The organism is Niabella ginsenosidivorans (assembly GCF_001654455.1).
In the GTDB taxonomy this organism is placed as follows: Bacteria; Bacteroidota; Bacteroidia; order Chitinophagales; family Chitinophagaceae; genus Niabella; species Niabella ginsenosidivorans.
Map to the genome: position 1 here is coordinate 2109334 of NZ_CP015772.1, position 15942 is coordinate 2125275.

The following is a 15942-nucleotide window of genomic DNA, read 5'->3' on the forward strand; positions in this document are numbered from 1 at the left end:
CGGACAGTACTTTTAGTCATCCTCTGACGCTGCACTTAAAATACTTTTAATAAGATCTTAAATGATTTTTTATGTTTGACAAATTAAAAAAATGGCTGTTGCCGGACGATGAGGAAGAGCAGGAGGAAGTGCGCCTCACGAACCAGGCACTGGTAGACCAGGTACTGGTTTCCTTTAAGGAAACAGTGGAGCGGGAATCATTTAATAAGCGTATGATGTATGACTGCAGTTACCTGATCTTAATGCGCCCCGAAGATTACAAACATGCAGAGCTCCGCCTGGCGGGCATTACAGAGGGGATACTGGATGAATTTTATGATTATATTAATCAGCGCAAAACGCAGTACCCGCGTTATGAGCCCATTGGCAACTACTGGGATTTTCAATACTGCCCCTCGGAGCGTGGCGTGGATAACCGTGAAATAGAACCGGGAACCATCCAGGTCATCAGCACCCCAACATCAGAGAAATCCTGGTCAGAACTATCTTCTGAACATATTAAAGTTTCTGTAAGCAGCAAACATTCAAAATATTCAAAATATGACCTGAATCCTACAACATTCGCAAATATTGATATTTTGTCCAAAGGACATTTCAGGGTGAAATTTAATAAGGAGTTTCTGGAAGGTCTTGCAACAGCGCAGCACCTGCCTTCCGGGGCCGGTAGCAGTACGCCGGTTGATAAGCTGGCCACCATCCAGTTTGTATTGAATAAACAACGTTACAGTTTTCCGATGCGGGAAAAGCACCTAAAGATCACGAAGGCAATTGATGGAATGACAAGCACGGCTACTTTGTTATGCATCAATGAGCCAAGCGGCAGCCTGCAAAAGGAGCATATAATGATCCGGTATGATGATGCGGCCCGTGCTTTTTATATTGCCCTGTTTGCGGATGCATTTGTAAATGAGCAAAGGCTGGAGCTGAGCCGTGTTGGAGAAAACCCCGTATGGCACCCGCTAAAAAGTGAATCCAGTATTGTATGCGGTATTTTTCAGCTGGATTTTAAAGCGCTTGTTTAATGTTCACTTTAAGTAATTTACAGGTACAACTGATCAGTCATGAAGTTTTTTCTATCAATAGTAAAAGCTGTCCACCTGTCAACTAAATAGAGTATGCTGGGTATTGCAATGTTATTATTTATTATCCTGGTGTTGCTGTTACAATCAAAAGTAAAGTAATGAACAGAACTATTGAATTATATGGCCAAACGGATCTCGGCCGCAGGCGGGAAGAAAATGAGGATACTTTTATTGCCGTTCCCAATTTATGGAACACGCCGTCCAGGGCACTGGTAGGGGCCATTGATGGGGTGGGCGGTTATGAAGGAGGCGCCGAGGCAGCATCGATGGTAAAAGAAACCATTGAAGAATATCTGCAGCATTTCAGTTTTGGCGCGCCTCTGCAATTGCTGAAAGAGGCTTCAATTGCAGCAAATAACAAGGTTTATGAGGAACGCGGGCGGCAGGAGGCCCTGAACCGGATGAGCTGCGTGTTGTCTGTTGCGGTGCTGGACGCTGATAAAGAAATGATGTATATAGCCCATGTGGGAGACAGCCGTGGTTATGTGTACCGGAACGGCCATATGCTGAAAATAACGCGGGACCACTCTGATGTGGGCATGAAGGAAGACAGCGGCTATTTAACAGAACAGGAAGCCATGCAGCACCCGCGCCGGAATGAGATCAGCAAAATGGCGGGGGAGCTGTTTTTAGACGCAGAGGATTCCGGTAAGTATTTTGATATAGGCGAACATAGCTTTCTGCCGGGCGATATTGCCCTGTTTTGTTCTGATGGATTGACCGATCTGGTGACCCGGGCACAGATGGCAGCTATCTTATCAACCGGTGAAAGCCTTCCCAAAAAGGCACAGCAACTGATCGATAAAGCCAATGAACTGGGAGGGAAGGATAATATTACCGTGGTGCTGGCCACTTATAAGGCTGCAAAAAAAGCAGGCAGGAAAAAGGCGGTAAAAAGCACTATTGAAGTTCCTATTGCACAGGAAAATATTCCAACAGAAAAACCAGCACATATGCAACCCAATACGCCTGCTACGGTCAAAAAAAAAACAGGGCTGGTTCCGGTTATCATCGCATTCGTTATCGGATACCTGGTGAACTGGAACGGAACAGGCTCTTTTTTTTCAAAAGAAGCAGCGCCGCTTCCTGTAACAGATACTACAGCGATCCGGATGGATACGCTCCCCGTTTCAGATAGTTCGCACCTGCAGCAACCGGATACCCTGATCAACGCAACGGATACTATTTATAAAGATAGCGCGCACAGGAACGCGCTGCAAGGCTATTAATTCAATGAAGAAAAGAAAAATGACCTTATATCCCCGGAGAATTGAGCGTATACTGCTGCTCTCTGTTACATTGCTGACAGCAGCTATGGCTTTTTCATACTATCAGCATAAAAAAAATGAATTTGCGGATGCTGACAGCGGGTATAAAAGCGGAAAGATAGTGAACCTGTCCGCGCCTTTAAAGCAGGCCGTGGTAGAGCAGATTCTTACAAGGGGAGGATATTTTACGGACGAAAATTATATCCGGTTCATTTCAGGCAGGCTGAAAGATCTTGTAGACAAGGAGGGCGTATTGCCCAACCTCGGTGCATTGAACAAGAACAGCTTAATGATACCGGCCGTGGATTTTTTAAACACTTCAGGCGAAGAAGGTAAATTACGTTTTTTAAATGCCATTACCCGGCTGGATATGGACAGCGCACTCTACGCACAGGAATCACGGGCCCCTGCAAAGTATCCTGATGAAGTGGCGGTTCAGAATGAAAAAACCAAATTAGCCATTCAGGGTAAGATACGGTTTTACCATGAAGCCGGTCAGCCCGATGTGCCTGCCGGCGGTGTTCTGGTAAAGCTGACCGAAATATTTCCTTCCGGTTATTTTGACACATTGAGCACAAAACCTGATGATACGGTTACAGAATTTTTTGCCCGTACCAATGAGAACGGCGCCTATGAATTTTATAACCTTAAAAAAGGAAGCAACTATCGCGTGATAGCCATAAAACCCGGTTATGATTTTGGACCGGCAAAAGGGGTAGCAGCCATACAGGGCACTGAAACCTTCCGTTTCCAGGGACGGCTGCATAATATACCGGTGCTGGACAGGGTAGCATTCCGACAGATAAAGAACGACAGGGTCTTTACGGTACGCACGCCCCGTGATTTTAAAAAAGAGTATTTTACCAACCTGGCATTATTCGTATTGTCATTCTGGATCCTGCATTTTGTATTGTGGCTGAAAAACTACCGGAGCGATCAGTTCATCCTTCCTTTATTATTTTTTCTTTCCGGTACAGGTATTATTGTTTTATACAGTATGCAGGACCCGCTGCGGGATATGATCCACGGCAGCGGAATGGCCCGGTGTGCAACTGCTGTATTGCTCTTCTTTTCTGTGCTTCTTTTCTTTTTAAAGAACAACCCGGTGATGCGTTTTTATCACTCCCGGTGGTTTGATCCCGTATATGCCCTGCGGCCCGGAGCCAGCCTGTTAAAGGCACCGCGCGGGTATTCATGGATGCTCCTTTCCATCCTGTTAATGCTGGCCCTGTTTTTTGCCGGTAGCGGCCCGGAGGGAAGCGGTGTAAAAGTAAACCTGTTTGGCTTCCAGGTAAGCGAGCTGTCCAAAGCATTGATGATCGTTTTCTTTGCAGCTTATTTTGCCGTAAAATCAGAATACTTCCGTAACATCCCCGATAACCGGTGGCTGGTCCAGAACAGTATAAAAATGCTGCTGTTATTCGGCTTCCTGCTTTGTATTTATGCCGCCCTGGGCGATCTTGGCCCTGCGGTAGTGCTCTGCCTGACCTTTTTGTTTTTCTATTCCTTTGCCAAGGATGAATTCTTTCCCATGATAGCAGCAGCAGCTGTTTATGTGGCGCTGTTAATAATCACCTCCCGGTTTATCAACACGCCGCAGCATAATTACCTGCCGCTGGTAGCCGCTGTTGCCTGTACCGGCACACTGGCCTATGCATTCTTTAAAAAGCGGCATGAGTCTGTGTTCTTTATGATTCTTATTATCTCGTCCTTTATCCTGCTGGCAACCTTGCCGTTTGAATTTACCCAACGGCTGGCTGACCGTAACGGCATGTTTAAAGATATATGGGAAAACCAGCTGATCGGAGGTGACCAGGTGGCGCATGGTATCTGGTCTTTAAATGCCGGAGGGTTTTGGGGCCAGGGATTAGGTAAAGGTTATTCAAGTGTAATGCCTGCTTATCATACGGATATGATTCTTGAAAGCATCGGGGAGGAGCTGGGTAGCATCGCACTGATCGCTATTTTCCTCGCCTTTGGACTATTGACCTATCGTTCCCTGCTGGCAGCAAGAAGAACCGGGAAGCCATTCCTGTTCTATCTTGTAGCGGGTATTGCAATCGCCACGATGCTCCAGTTCTTCCTGATCACAGCAGGCACGCTCGGACTGATCCCGATGACCGGCATCTCCGTTCCGTTCTTAAGCAAGGGAAACGCAGGCATTATTGTAACCCTGTCACTTTTCCTGTGGGTGCTTATTCTTTCCAATGAAAGGGGCGAAGCCGTTGAGATGGAATATATAAAAGCGCACACGGATAATGTGAACGCCTATGCGATCCTTACTTTTTTTGCTGTGCTGCTCATCTTTACCGGCAGCCTGTTCTGGTACCAGTATAAATCCGGTGAATACATTGTAAAGCCTGCGTTGGTGCTGAACCGGAAGGGGGCCTGGCAATACAGCTATAACCCCAGGATCGGGATCTTTCTGCGGCAGATCCGGTCGGGGAATATCTATGACCGGAATAAAGTGCTCCTGGCTACTTCCGATAAAACAACATTTGACCAGCAAAAAAATAAGCTCATTCCGCTGGGGGCAAATCCTGCTTTATATGCGGAGCAACTGAAGCGGGACCAGCACCGGTATTATCCGTTTGGGCCGGATCTTTTATTTTGGCTGGGCGATTATAACAAGGAGATCGCCAATGATGAAGAAACCGGCTACGCCGCAGAGTACCGCCATTATACCCAGCTGAAAGGTTTTGATGTAACGTATACTACTTCTCAAAAAACCTCTGATCGCTACAGGGAAGACCGGTTCCTTCCGGTCACCAGTAAGGAGTCTGAGCTGGTAAAATATGACTACAGCGCATTGGTACCCGTTTTAAAAGAAGGCATTAACAGTAAATGGGTAACCTTGCAGAATAATAAGGATAAGGACATCCAGCTCTCCCTGGATGTTACCTTAAACGAAAGGATCAGCGAGGTGATCCGGAATGCTGCTGCTTCCAGGGCCTTCCGTACTTCTGTTGTTGCTATCAACGCTAAAACAGGCGATGTGCTGGCATCTGCATCCAACCCCGCACCTTCCTATAGGGACCTGAAGCTCATCAGTAATATCGAGCCATCTGATTACAGGACCATTTTTAAACAGATCTTCCAGGATAAAGTAGTTATACCACAGGATCTGGGTATTACCTTTAACTCAAGGCCCGGTTCTACCATAAAGATCCTGGATGCTACCGCGGCTATGAACCAGTACGGCCCGGAGGCCGCGCGGTTCAGCTATTTTATTTACCCCGGGGAGATCATTCATAAAGGCGAGCCGGAAAATATGAATGTGGATATGCGTACCGCTATTGTAAGATCCAGTAATGTGTATTTTATAAAGCTGGCAAATGATAAGAACCTGCAGGCTTCCCTGTTTAACCTGTATGACGCGTTAGGGATCAATATCCTTAACCGAGGCGGTTTTCATTTTCAGCGGCCGGAGAATTATGACAATGAGAAGTATTTTAAGGAATGGAATCAATTTGTATCCCAGGGTAAAGCGATCTTCAATAACCGGCGGCTGATGAATACCCGCAGGCGTTTACAATCGCGTTATTCTGATATTGCCTGGGGCCAGGGCGAGCTGATGGTAACCCCTTTGCAAATGGCTAAAATGTCGGGCCTGTTAGCCGACAGCGGTCTGTTGCAACCCTCCCGGTTCCTGTATAAAAGCTGGAGCAGCAGGATGGTTCAGCAAGATCCTGTAACTATTGCTAAACAGCCGGAAACAGCCGGGTTAATCAGCGACTTTATGCGGGAGCAATCCGCCAAAGTTGCAGCAGCATCGGGGCTGGATGTACATGGAAAAACCGGAAGCCCGGAGCGGGACAAAGTAATTCAGACCGGCAAAAAAACAACCCTGAAAAGGGTTACCGATTCCTGGTATACTTTTTTTGTAGCTTCGCCCAAGCTGAATGCCCCTGTCGCTTTTACGATACGGATCGAAGAGATCGGCAATTCAGAATACGCAAAGGCGCTGGCTGTGGATATTTTAAAACAATTAAAAAATGCAGGGTACTTTTAAAGCAGGGGATAATTGAGAATAAGAAATAAGGAATATTAAATAAGGAATGAGAAAGGATAGGAAATGTAAAATGCAGAGTGAGGAATGAAAAATTTACAATAAAAAATGAGAAGGTCTGAAGTCTCAAGTCAGAAAACTGAAAACTGATATTATGAACTGGTTAAAGAAAAAAATGGAGCAGTTGGCTGAACGGCTTAACGCCGATGACGAGTTGTTTGATAAGGCCGGGGAAGGGAAACAGCCTGCTGAAGCGCAGCAAACAGAGCTGCTGGCAAATCCGGAGTTACGCTCACCGGGAACGGCTTCGAAGATAGATAATATTGAAGAGCTGAAAGAGATGATATTAGGGGCTATCAGCAACACCGTCCGTATGCTGGGGTATGGCGATACTACCGTATCCGGCTTGATCTTTCATTCCGCCTATAAGGACAATTCCGTTGAGAATGTGGGACTGATGACACTGATAAAGGATCAAAAGTTCATCAATCGCATTAAAAGGGAATTCAGATCCAGGGGAATTGCCTATAAAGATGACCTGACCTTAGAGCTGGTGCATGAACCCGAAGACGCTGGAAAGTTTACCGCAATCATGGCGGGGATAGGCGTGGAGGTTATAACGCCGAAAGGTGCTGCCCGAAAAATAAAAGCAAAAGTGGTTGCGGCTGAAGGCATTTTGTGGGAGCCGGAGTATATTCTTGAGCCAACCGGCAAGCATTATTTCATTGGCAGGGGAAAAGATCCCAAAATTGAGAACGGCCCAAAGATCCATAACGACATTGCCTTTGTAGGCATTGAGGAAAAAAATGAAGAGCAGTATAAGATCAATAATTTCGTCAGCCGGTCGCATGCGGTCATTGTATTTGATAAGGAAACAGGCGCCTATAAATTGTATCGGTCTAAGTTCCTCCACAATCCCGCCCATAAAATAAAAGTATTCAATACATCGCTGGACGATTTTAACGGGGTCACTCTTGGAAATGCAGCTGTGCCGCACATTCTGAAGGACGGCGATGCTATTTGTTTTAATGATACCGTGGTGCTTGAGTTTAGCCTGTTGCCTTAAACAGGGTGTTGGGTTTTAAATGATAAGTTCTTTATAGTATTGGCAACATAAGTGAAATGTCATGCTGAGTTTTCCATTTGTAAAAATAAAATCATCCGAAAGTTCGGATGAGGCAATGACAATCCTCCTTAGGGGGCACCTAAAGATGTCATCCCCGGACTGGTTCCGGGATCCGTTTTTGTTTCAGGGCCTGTTGAGTGATACTATACATAAATGCTGAAATACCCGTCCGGGCGGGAATTCAACATGACTAAAGTAGGATTGGTTTTCAACGTATCATGTAATCTGTTATTGGCAGCCTGACGAAGGGCGGCAAATAGAACCATGGCTTCCGTTGTAGCACACGTCAGGACCATCATAACAGATCCTTCGGCTCCACTACGTTGCGCTAGGATGACGATCGAAAGGAACTTGTTATTGTAATGGGCCGGACAACAGCAAGCAGGCATAAGGTGTAGCACCTTAGAGCCTGCCACAAGGCAACTGCCGTCTTTTATACATATAGAAAGTAAAAATAATTATTGCAGATGCAGGAGTTAGCAAGCAGGTACGATATTTTAAAAGTAATTGGGCACGGAGGCTTCTCTGCCGTTTTTAAGGCGCGCAGCAAAGAAGACCCGGAGCATATAGTAGCCCTGAAACAGCTGGATTTTGTGCTGGACAATAAAGACGCAAAGGAATATAAAGATTTTAAAGATGAGGTAGAGATCCTGAAACAACTGGATCATCCCAATATTGTAAAGATCTATAATGAATACATACTGGATAACAAGCCCTCCCTTGAAATGGAATACGTGGATGGTGAGACCCTGGAAACCATTATTCAGCGCGATGGTTATTTTTCCATTGAGGATACACTGGATGTTATTGCCCAAATGGCCGCTGCATTAAGCTACTGCCACCATTATTATGTGTCAGGCAATATGCCGCAGAACCGGGCATCTGATTCTGTGATTATCAACCGCAATGCCATTATTCATAATGACATTAATCCCAAGAATATCATCCGGGCCAAAAACGAAGATGGTTCCTGGCGTTATGTGCTGATCGATTTTGGATTGTCCTTTGTTGACCCGGATGCAGTGCGCCATAGTAAAAAAGAAGACGGCATGGCCGAATACAAAGCTCCTGAAAAATGGAACGGAGAACTGGTGGATACACCTTCTGATATTTATAGTTTGGGCATTGTTATTTATGAACTATTAACCGGTACTGTTCCCTTTCCTGTAAAGGATTACAAACAGGCCTCTGAAATGATAGCGCTGGAGGAAAAGCACAAAAGCGCTCCGGTACCTGATCTTTGCACCACAAGGATGGAAGCTGTGTATGAAAAAGAGCAGGAACGGCCCGGTGAGTGTGATATTCCCGGCTGGCTGGAACTGCTGGTACAGCGCTGTCTTGAAAAAGACCCTCTCAAGCGGTTTAAAACCGGCAGGGAGCTGAGCCGGTTCTTTTACAACGGACTGGATGAGAAAATAGCCGTTCCGGAAAAGGAGCCGGAAACCTCGGTCATTGATATTGACCCGTCAGCAATAAAGAACACTGCAGCTTACCTGGAAGTGGAACCCAATATCCTGACCGAAGGCCAGCATTATTTTATTCAGAAAGCGTACACTACCATCGGCCGGTGGAACGATATGCCCGGAGCCGTCGCAGCCGATTTTGGAATACGAACGGCTGATCGTTTTATCTCCAAGAACCATTGCCAGATCATCCGGAAGCGCGACCCGGAAGGAGGCTACCGCTATTTTTTGCAGGATACAGCGCCCAGTAAGAACGGTACTTTTCTGAATACTTCAAAAAATTCCACCCGCCTTTCAGCTACTACAGAAGCCGTCTTAAAAGAAGGCGATTATTTCTGGATAGGGAACACCAAAATTATTTTTCATCAGCCCGGGGAAATGTAAGTGGTTTGTGCGGGCATAAACTGTGATATAAAGGCCTCAAGACCAGCACGAGCCGGAACTGAATAATTTGGTGGAAGAAATGAAAGGAAAAAATTTACAGGAGAAAATAATGGGTGATTATTGTTAATTCCTAATTTTGACTATTGATAGGGATCGCTATAAAATGTTAAAAATGCGACCGTATCTGTAATAATCAATCACAGGAGAATTACTTTTGCGCAAGAGATGGATCGCGTGTATAAAATATTTTTACTTTATATCTTATTCTTTGTAGGGAGCGAATATCACCTCGCCATTCACACTAACAAGTGTTCTTTTCCTATATCCTTTATCAGTCAATCGACAGATAAATCACAGATCCGTTTTAAAAATGCGGCCAATATTCCTGTAGACTCAAAGGATTATTGTTTCGATGATATAGATGACAAAGATGATGACACAGTGGTTACAGACCATTCAGTGCCGGTGCCGTTCATGGCAGTTCATTTTTGCCGGCTGACCAAAAATACTCCTTATTTTAAAAGTTACCTGCGTACAAAAGCCTCCTGGCAGGAGTCGCAACAGGACAGGAACATCCTGCATTGTATCATCAGGGTATAATGTATTCCCTTCTGCATCATCAATCCAACTCCTAACCTGAATGCAACCGGTATTGCAATACTTTTCAGTAATGCAGCTCCATCAATAACCAGGAAACGGTAATACTTCCGGCGGGTTCCTGGGGTTTCTCATCAATAAGAACAGAATCAATCGTTTATTCAAACCAATCGCTAAACAATGAACAGAATCGCATTGCTGCTCAGTTTGTGTGCAGTTATTTTCCAGGCAACGGGCTGTGCATCAAAGAAACAGGAAAGCACAGCAACAGAACAATTTTCAGTAACCAATCCGCTTAAAATAGACACTGCTTATAACAAGGAATATATTGCCCAGATCCAATCCCTGCGCAATGTGGAATTAAGAGCCCAGGAAAAGGGATATCTTGAAAAAATTTATGTGGATGAGGGGCAATATGTAAAGGCAGGACAGCTGCTTTTTAAAATAATGCCAAAGATCTATGAAGCAGAGTACCAGAAGGCAAAGGCCGCTGCAAAGACCGCCGAACTGGATCTGAACAATACCCGTATACTGGCCGATAAGAACATCGTTTCCGATAATGAGCTGGCCCTTTCAAAAGCAAAATATGGTGAAGCAAAAGCAGATATGAACCTGGCCGGTGCGCATCTTTCGTTTACGGATATCAGGGCTCCTTTCAGCGGTTATATCGACCGGATAAAGTTCAAACAGGGCAGCCTGATTGATGAGGGAGGCTTATTGACCACCTTATCGGACAACAGCAGCGTTTATGCCTATTTTAACGTATCAGAGAATGAATACCTGAACTATAAAAAAGACCCGGCTTCCAATTCCAATAAAACGGTATCACTGATCCTGGCAGATGGTGAGCAGCATAAGAGCCCGGGCGTTATTGAAACCATTGAAAGCGAATTTGATAATACCACCGGCAATATCCAGTTCCGTGCAAAATTCCCGAATACGGACAATCTTTTAAGAAACGGTGAAACCGGGAAAGTGCTCATGAAGCTGCCCGTCAGGGATGCCCTGGTCATTCCCCAGAAAGCCACCTATGAGCTGCAGGATAAGGTTTATGTTTTCATAGTAGACAAAGACAACAAAGTGCACTCCAGGAATATTACCGTAAAATTTGAGCTGCCTAATCTTTATGTGATCGACAGCGGACTGGAAGCAGAAGACAGGATCCTGCTGGATGGATTACAATCCGTTAAGGACGATCAGAAAATAAAACCGGTATACGTGGCACCCGACCAGGTGATCAGTAAACTGCAATTGATCAATGAATAATTTTTACAGGAAGAAAAGAAGCAGCTATGTTTAGTAAGTTTATTAACCGGCCGGTTTTATCTATTGTCATTTCCCTGATCATTGTGTTCCTGGGTATACTGGCCATAACACAATTACCGGTTACGCAGTTCCCATCCGTTTCCCCGCCAAAAGTGAATGTTACCGCAGAGTACCCGGGCGCCAATAGCGAATTATTGATAAAAGCCGTTGTGATTCCGCTGGAACAGGCCATTAATGGGGTGCCGGGCATGAAATACCTGGAATCGGATGCCGGTAATGATGGAGAAGCAAGCATTCAGGTAGTATTTAACCTGGGCACAGATCCCAATATAGCATCAGTAAACGTGCAGAACCGGGTAGCAGCGGTTGTAAATAAATTACCGCCGCTGGTAGTGCGGGAAGGTGTAAAGATAACGAGAGAGGAATCCAATATGCTGATGTATGTGAATCTGTACAGCGATGATCCCAAACTGGATGCAGGGTTCCTTTATAATTTTGCTGATCTGAACCTTCTGGCTGAATTAAAAAGGGTAGACGGAGTGGGGTTTGCAGATATCCTGGGCGATAAAGAATACTCTATGCGCATCTGGTTAAAGCCGGATCGTATGCTGGCTTATAAGGTAACAGCAAATGAAGTTATGGAGGCCCTGAACCAGCAGAGCATTGAGGCGTCACCCGGCCGCCTGGGGGAAAGCTCCGGTAAGAAATCGCAGGCCTTTGAGTATGTGTTGAAATATACCGGCCGCTTCAGTAAAAAGGAGGACTATGAAAATATTGTTGTAAAAGCCAGTGATGATGGGCAATTGCTGCACCTGAAGGACATTGCGGATGTGGAGTTCGGCAATACGTTTTATAACATTTACTCAAAGCTTAACGGAAAACCTTCTGCAGCCATTGTAATAAAACAATCCTATGGAAGCAATGCCAGTGAGGTCATAAAAAATATAAAGGCAAAGCTGGCAGAGATTCAGACTGCTTCATTTCCAAAAGGGCTGCATTATGAAATCAGCTACGATGTATCCAGGTTTTTAGACGCCTCTATTGAAAAAGTGGTACATACGCTTGTGGAAGCTTTTTTGTTAGTGGGGCTGGTAGTATTTTTATTCCTGGGCGACCTGCGCTCTACGCTCATCCCCATTCTGGCCGTTCCCATTTCATTAATAGGCACTTTTTTCTTTATGCAGTTCTTCGGCATTACGCTCAACATGATCACGCTTTTTGCATTGGTGCTGGCCATTGGTATTGTAGTGGATGATGCGATTGTGGTGGTAGAAGCTGTGCACGCAAAAATGGAGAATGAAAACCTGAAGCCCAAGGCAGCCACCATTGCCGCTATGAGGGATATCGGGGGCGCCATTATTGCCATAACGCTTATTATGGCCGCTGTATTCATACCTGTATCGTTTATGTCGGGCCCCGTAGGAGTCTTTTACCGGCAGTTCTCCATCACCATGGCCACATCTATTATTTTATCGGGCATTGTGGCGTTGACCTTTACTCCGGCCATGTGCGCCATGATCTTAAAAAATACGCATGGGAAGCCTAAGAAAAAAACATTGGTTAACCGCTTCATTGGCGGTTTTAATAACTGGTTTAACGGGTTGCAGGGTAAATACAAGCGGCTGCTTGGTGCTGTAGCAAACAGGAGGGTCGTTACCTTTCTGGTACTGGTTATTTTTCTTGCGGGTACCTGGGGCTTCAGTTCTTCCGTGCCTTCCGGCTTTATACCCAATGAAGACCAGGGTATGTTTTATGCTGTTATATTAACCCCTCCGGGATCTACGCTGGAGCGTACAGATGAAGTGGCGGGGCAGCTACAGGCCATTGCCTCAAAAATGCCGGATATCCAATCTGTTTCTTCTACCGCTGGATATGAGATCCTTTCAGAAGGTACGGGGTCTAATTCAGGGTCCGTATTGATCAATCTTAAAGACTGGAGCAAACGAAAGCATACCATGCAAGAGGTAATGGAAGAACTGGAAGAAAAAACAAAAAATATTAAAGGCGCTACCATTGAATACTTTCCGCCACCGGCTGTGCCGGGTTATGGTGCCGCAGGAGGCTTTGAGCTCCGCCTGCTGGACAAGGCAGGTACAGGCGATTATCATTTAATGGAACGGGTGAGCAAGGACTTTGTAAAAGAACTGAACAAACAGCCGGAATTAAGCTCGGTGTTTACTTTCTACAGCGCCAGCTTCCCGCAGTATCTGTTGTCTGTAGATAATGATAAGGCACAGCAAAAAGGCATCAATACGGATGATGCAATGGATAACCTTTCCACATTAGTAGGCAGTAACTATGAAACAGGGTTTATTAAGTTCGACCGGCCCTATAAGGTAATGGTGCAGGCATTGCCCCAGTACCGCCAGTTGCCGGAAGATATCTTTAAATATTATATAAAAAATAAGCGGGATGAAATGGTGCCTTACTCTGCCTTCATGACCATGCAGAAAACGTATGGCCTTTCAGAAATTACCCGGTATAATATGTACAACTCTTCAGAAGTAAGTGGAGGCCCTGCTCCCGGCATAAGCAGCGGAACTGCCATTGATGTTATTAACAAGGTGGCAAAAGAAAAACTCCCAAGAGGCTTTGGCATAGACTGGTCCGGTATTTCAAAAGACGAAACAGGAAGGGGGCACCAGGCTATTTATATTTTTATCATTTCGCTGGTATTCGTTTACCTGGTACTGTCCGCCCAGTATGAAAGCTTTATTTTACCCTTGCCCATTATTTTATCGTTGCCGGTCGGCATCTTTGGCGCCTTCTGTTTCCTGAAGATCTTTGGGCTGGAGAATAATATCTATGCACAGATCGCAATGGTGATGCTGGTGGGCATTCTTGGTAAAAATGCGGTACTGATTGTTGAATACGCCGTTCAACGGCACCGGGAAGGCAACACCGTGCTGCAATCCGCTATTGAAGGGTCCGGGGCCCGTTTGCGCCCGATACTGATGACATCTTTTGCATTTGTTGCCGGTGTTGTTCCGTTGATTGTTGCTACAGGCCCCGGAGCCATTGCCAACCGTACTATTGGCTCTGCGGCTGCCGGCGGCATGCTGTTCGGAACCGTATTTGGCGTTATCATTGTTCCGGGGCTTTATTACATTTTCGGGAAAATATCTGAGAAGCACCTTCTGGTAGAAGAAGAAGAGGAAAATCCGTTAACAGAAGAAATTGATCATCATGAACATTAGTAAGCACTATTCTTTTCTTATTTGCGCAGGTGTTTGTTTATGGATGGGGAGCTGCAAAGCGCCTGCCGTTACAGTACATGAAGAGCATTCACCTCCGCTGGCCACCTATGAACAGCAGCCGGGGGATACCAGCAATATGGCCTCTATAAAATGGCGCAACTTTTTTACGGATAAATATCTGGTCAGCCTGATAGATACCGCGTTGCAACGCAACCAGGAATTGTTAACGACCTTACAGGAAGTGGAAATAGCACGGAACGATATCCGGGTGAAAAAAGGAGAGCTGCTGCCCAGCGTGGTAGCAAAGGCCGGGGCAGGGGTTGATAAAGTAGGCCGTTATACCAGCCAGGGCGCGGGCGATGCTTCAACCGAGATTACGCCGGGCAAAGAAGTGCCAGACGTTTTGCCGGATTATAATGTAGGCGTTTATGCCAATTGGGAGGTAGACATCTGGAAGAAACTGCGTAACCAGAAGCAGGCCGCTGTAGAGCGCTACCTGGCCACCATAGAAGGGAAAAATTTTGTCATTACCAACCTGGTGGCAGAGATCGCTAATACCTATTATGAGCTGTTGTCGCTGGACAATCAACTGGACATAGTAAAGGCCGCACTGCAATTACAGAAAAATGCTTTGGAGGTTGTAAAAGTGCAAAAGATAGCGGCAAAAGCCAATGAGCTGGCTGTAAAAAAGTTTGAAGCAGAAGTGCTGAATTCGGAAAGCCGCGCGTACGACATCCAGCAGCAAATTAAAGAAGGGGAGAACAAGATCAATTTTTTACTGGCACGTTATCCTCAGCCCGTGGAACGGGAAAAGACCGGCTTCCTGACCCTGCTGCCGCAACAGGTAAAGACGGGCATACCTGCCCAGCTTTTAAGTAACCGGCCGGATATCCGCCAGGCGGAGCTGGAGCTAAGGGCAGCCAGGCTGGATGTGAAAGTGGCCCGTGCCGCGTTCTATCCATCGCTGGATCTTTCTGCTGCAGTGGGCCTGGATGCTTTTCAGCCAGGGCTCCTGACGCATTTGCCGGAGTCCCTGCTGTTCTCTATCGGTGGCGATCTGGCAGCGCCATTGATCAATAAGAATGCAATCAAAGCGGAGTTCAAAAATGCCGATGCCCGGCAACTGCAGGCATTATATAATTATGAGAAAACAGTGCTCAATGCCTGCATCGAAGTATCCAATGAGCTTTCCAATATCCATAATATGGAGCAGAAATACCAGGCGAAATCCAAAGAGGTTGATGCATTGAATAAGTCCATTGAAGTGTCTAATGACCTGTACCGCTACGCCCGCGCTGATTATTTGGAAGTGTTGATGACACAGCGGGATGCGCTGGATGCCAAACTGGAACTGATGGAAACCAAGGGGAAAGAGATCAATGCAGTTACCAATATTTACCGGGCACTGGGTGGCGGGTGGAATGATTAATAGCATTAAGAGATTCGTGCATTCGTGGCATTAAAGAGGTCTGTAAAGAGGATATCTTATTTTTCATCCCAATTATAAACTGTTCTGTCACTTTTAAAAGCGGACTATCAGTGCCGGTTTT

The 15942-nt window shown here is 45.7% G+C and carries 9 protein-coding genes; all 9 read left to right on the plus strand.

The annotated features are described in order from the left end of the window. Positions 1 to 71: 71 nt before the first annotated feature. The 9 genes from A8C56_RS08820 to A8C56_RS08865 all read left to right on the plus strand — a co-directional run bounded on the left by A8C56_RS08820 (position 72) and on the right by A8C56_RS08865 (position 15821). A complete protein-coding gene (locus A8C56_RS08820; protein ID WP_067754660.1) occupies positions 72 to 1022 on the plus strand; it encodes a hypothetical protein in 951 nt (316 codons plus the stop codon). Positions 1023 to 1180: 158 nt separating this feature from the next. Then, the gene (locus A8C56_RS08825; RefSeq protein ID WP_067754662.1) at positions 1181 to 2311 is read left to right on the plus strand and encodes a PP2C family protein-serine/threonine phosphatase; all 1131 of its coding nucleotides are present in this window, start codon (positions 1181 to 1183) and stop codon (positions 2309 to 2311) included. Positions 2312 to 2315: 4 nt separating this feature from the next. Then, the gene (locus A8C56_RS08830; RefSeq protein WP_084490123.1) at positions 2316 to 6362 is read left to right on the plus strand and encodes an FtsW/RodA/SpoVE family cell cycle protein; all 4047 of its coding nucleotides are present in this window, start codon (positions 2316 to 2318) and stop codon (positions 6360 to 6362) included. Between the two features lie 151 nt (positions 6363 to 6513). After that, positions 6514 to 7425 carry an FHA domain-containing protein gene (locus A8C56_RS08835; protein WP_067754664.1) on the plus strand — a complete coding sequence of 304 codons (912 nt, stop codon included), beginning with the start codon at positions 6514 to 6516 and terminating at the stop codon, positions 7423 to 7425. 527 nt (positions 7426 to 7952) lie between these two features. Then, the gene (locus A8C56_RS08845) at positions 7953 to 9332 is read left to right on the plus strand and encodes an FHA domain-containing serine/threonine-protein kinase (RefSeq protein WP_157097926.1); all 1380 of its coding nucleotides are present in this window, start codon (positions 7953 to 7955) and stop codon (positions 9330 to 9332) included. Positions 9333 to 9557: 225 nt separating this feature from the next. Continuing rightward, on the plus strand, positions 9558 to 9932 hold the full coding sequence (locus A8C56_RS08850; protein ID WP_067754672.1) for a hypothetical protein: 375 nt from the start codon (positions 9558 to 9560) through the stop codon (positions 9930 to 9932). Positions 9933 to 10109: 177 nt separating this feature from the next. Continuing rightward, entirely contained in the window at positions 10110 to 11195 is a 1086-nt protein-coding gene (locus tag A8C56_RS08855) for an efflux RND transporter periplasmic adaptor subunit (protein ID WP_067754678.1), read from the plus strand. A 26-nt stretch (positions 11196 to 11221) separates the two neighbouring features. After that, complete coding sequence (locus A8C56_RS08860) at positions 11222 to 14392, plus strand: efflux RND transporter permease subunit (RefSeq protein WP_067754681.1); 3171 nt, start codon at positions 11222 to 11224, stop codon at positions 14390 to 14392. Continuing rightward, positions 14382 to 15821 carry a TolC family protein gene (locus A8C56_RS08865; RefSeq protein ID WP_067754684.1) on the plus strand — a complete coding sequence of 480 codons (1440 nt, stop codon included), beginning with the start codon at positions 14382 to 14384 and terminating at the stop codon, positions 15819 to 15821. The genes A8C56_RS08860 and A8C56_RS08865 overlap by 11 nt, the downstream gene beginning before the upstream one ends. The last annotated feature ends 121 nt before the right edge of the window (positions 15822 to 15942 follow it).

Bases quoted from the DNA above. Each gene is read 5' to 3' on its own strand.
- A8C56_RS08820 (WP_067754660.1), top strand. From the start codon at position 72: ATGTTTGACAAATTAAAAAAATGGCTGTTGCCGGACGATGAGGAAGAG.
- A8C56_RS08825 (WP_067754662.1), top strand. From the start codon at position 1,181: ATGAACAGAACTATTGAATTATATGGCCAAACGGATCTCGGCCGCAGG.
- A8C56_RS08830 (WP_084490123.1), top strand. From the start codon at position 2,316: ATGAAGAAAAGAAAAATGACCTTATATCCCCGGAGAATTGAGCGTATA.
- A8C56_RS08835 (WP_067754664.1), top strand. From the start codon at position 6,514: ATGAACTGGTTAAAGAAAAAAATGGAGCAGTTGGCTGAACGGCTTAAC.
- A8C56_RS08845 (WP_157097926.1), top strand. From the start codon at position 7,953: ATGCAGGAGTTAGCAAGCAGGTACGATATTTTAAAAGTAATTGGGCAC.
- A8C56_RS08850 (WP_067754672.1), top strand. From the start codon at position 9,558: ATGGATCGCGTGTATAAAATATTTTTACTTTATATCTTATTCTTTGTA.
- A8C56_RS08855 (WP_067754678.1), top strand. From the start codon at position 10,110: ATGAACAGAATCGCATTGCTGCTCAGTTTGTGTGCAGTTATTTTCCAG.
- A8C56_RS08860 (WP_067754681.1), top strand. From the start codon at position 11,222: ATGTTTAGTAAGTTTATTAACCGGCCGGTTTTATCTATTGTCATTTCC.
- A8C56_RS08865 (WP_067754684.1), top strand. From the start codon at position 14,382: ATGAACATTAGTAAGCACTATTCTTTTCTTATTTGCGCAGGTGTTTGT.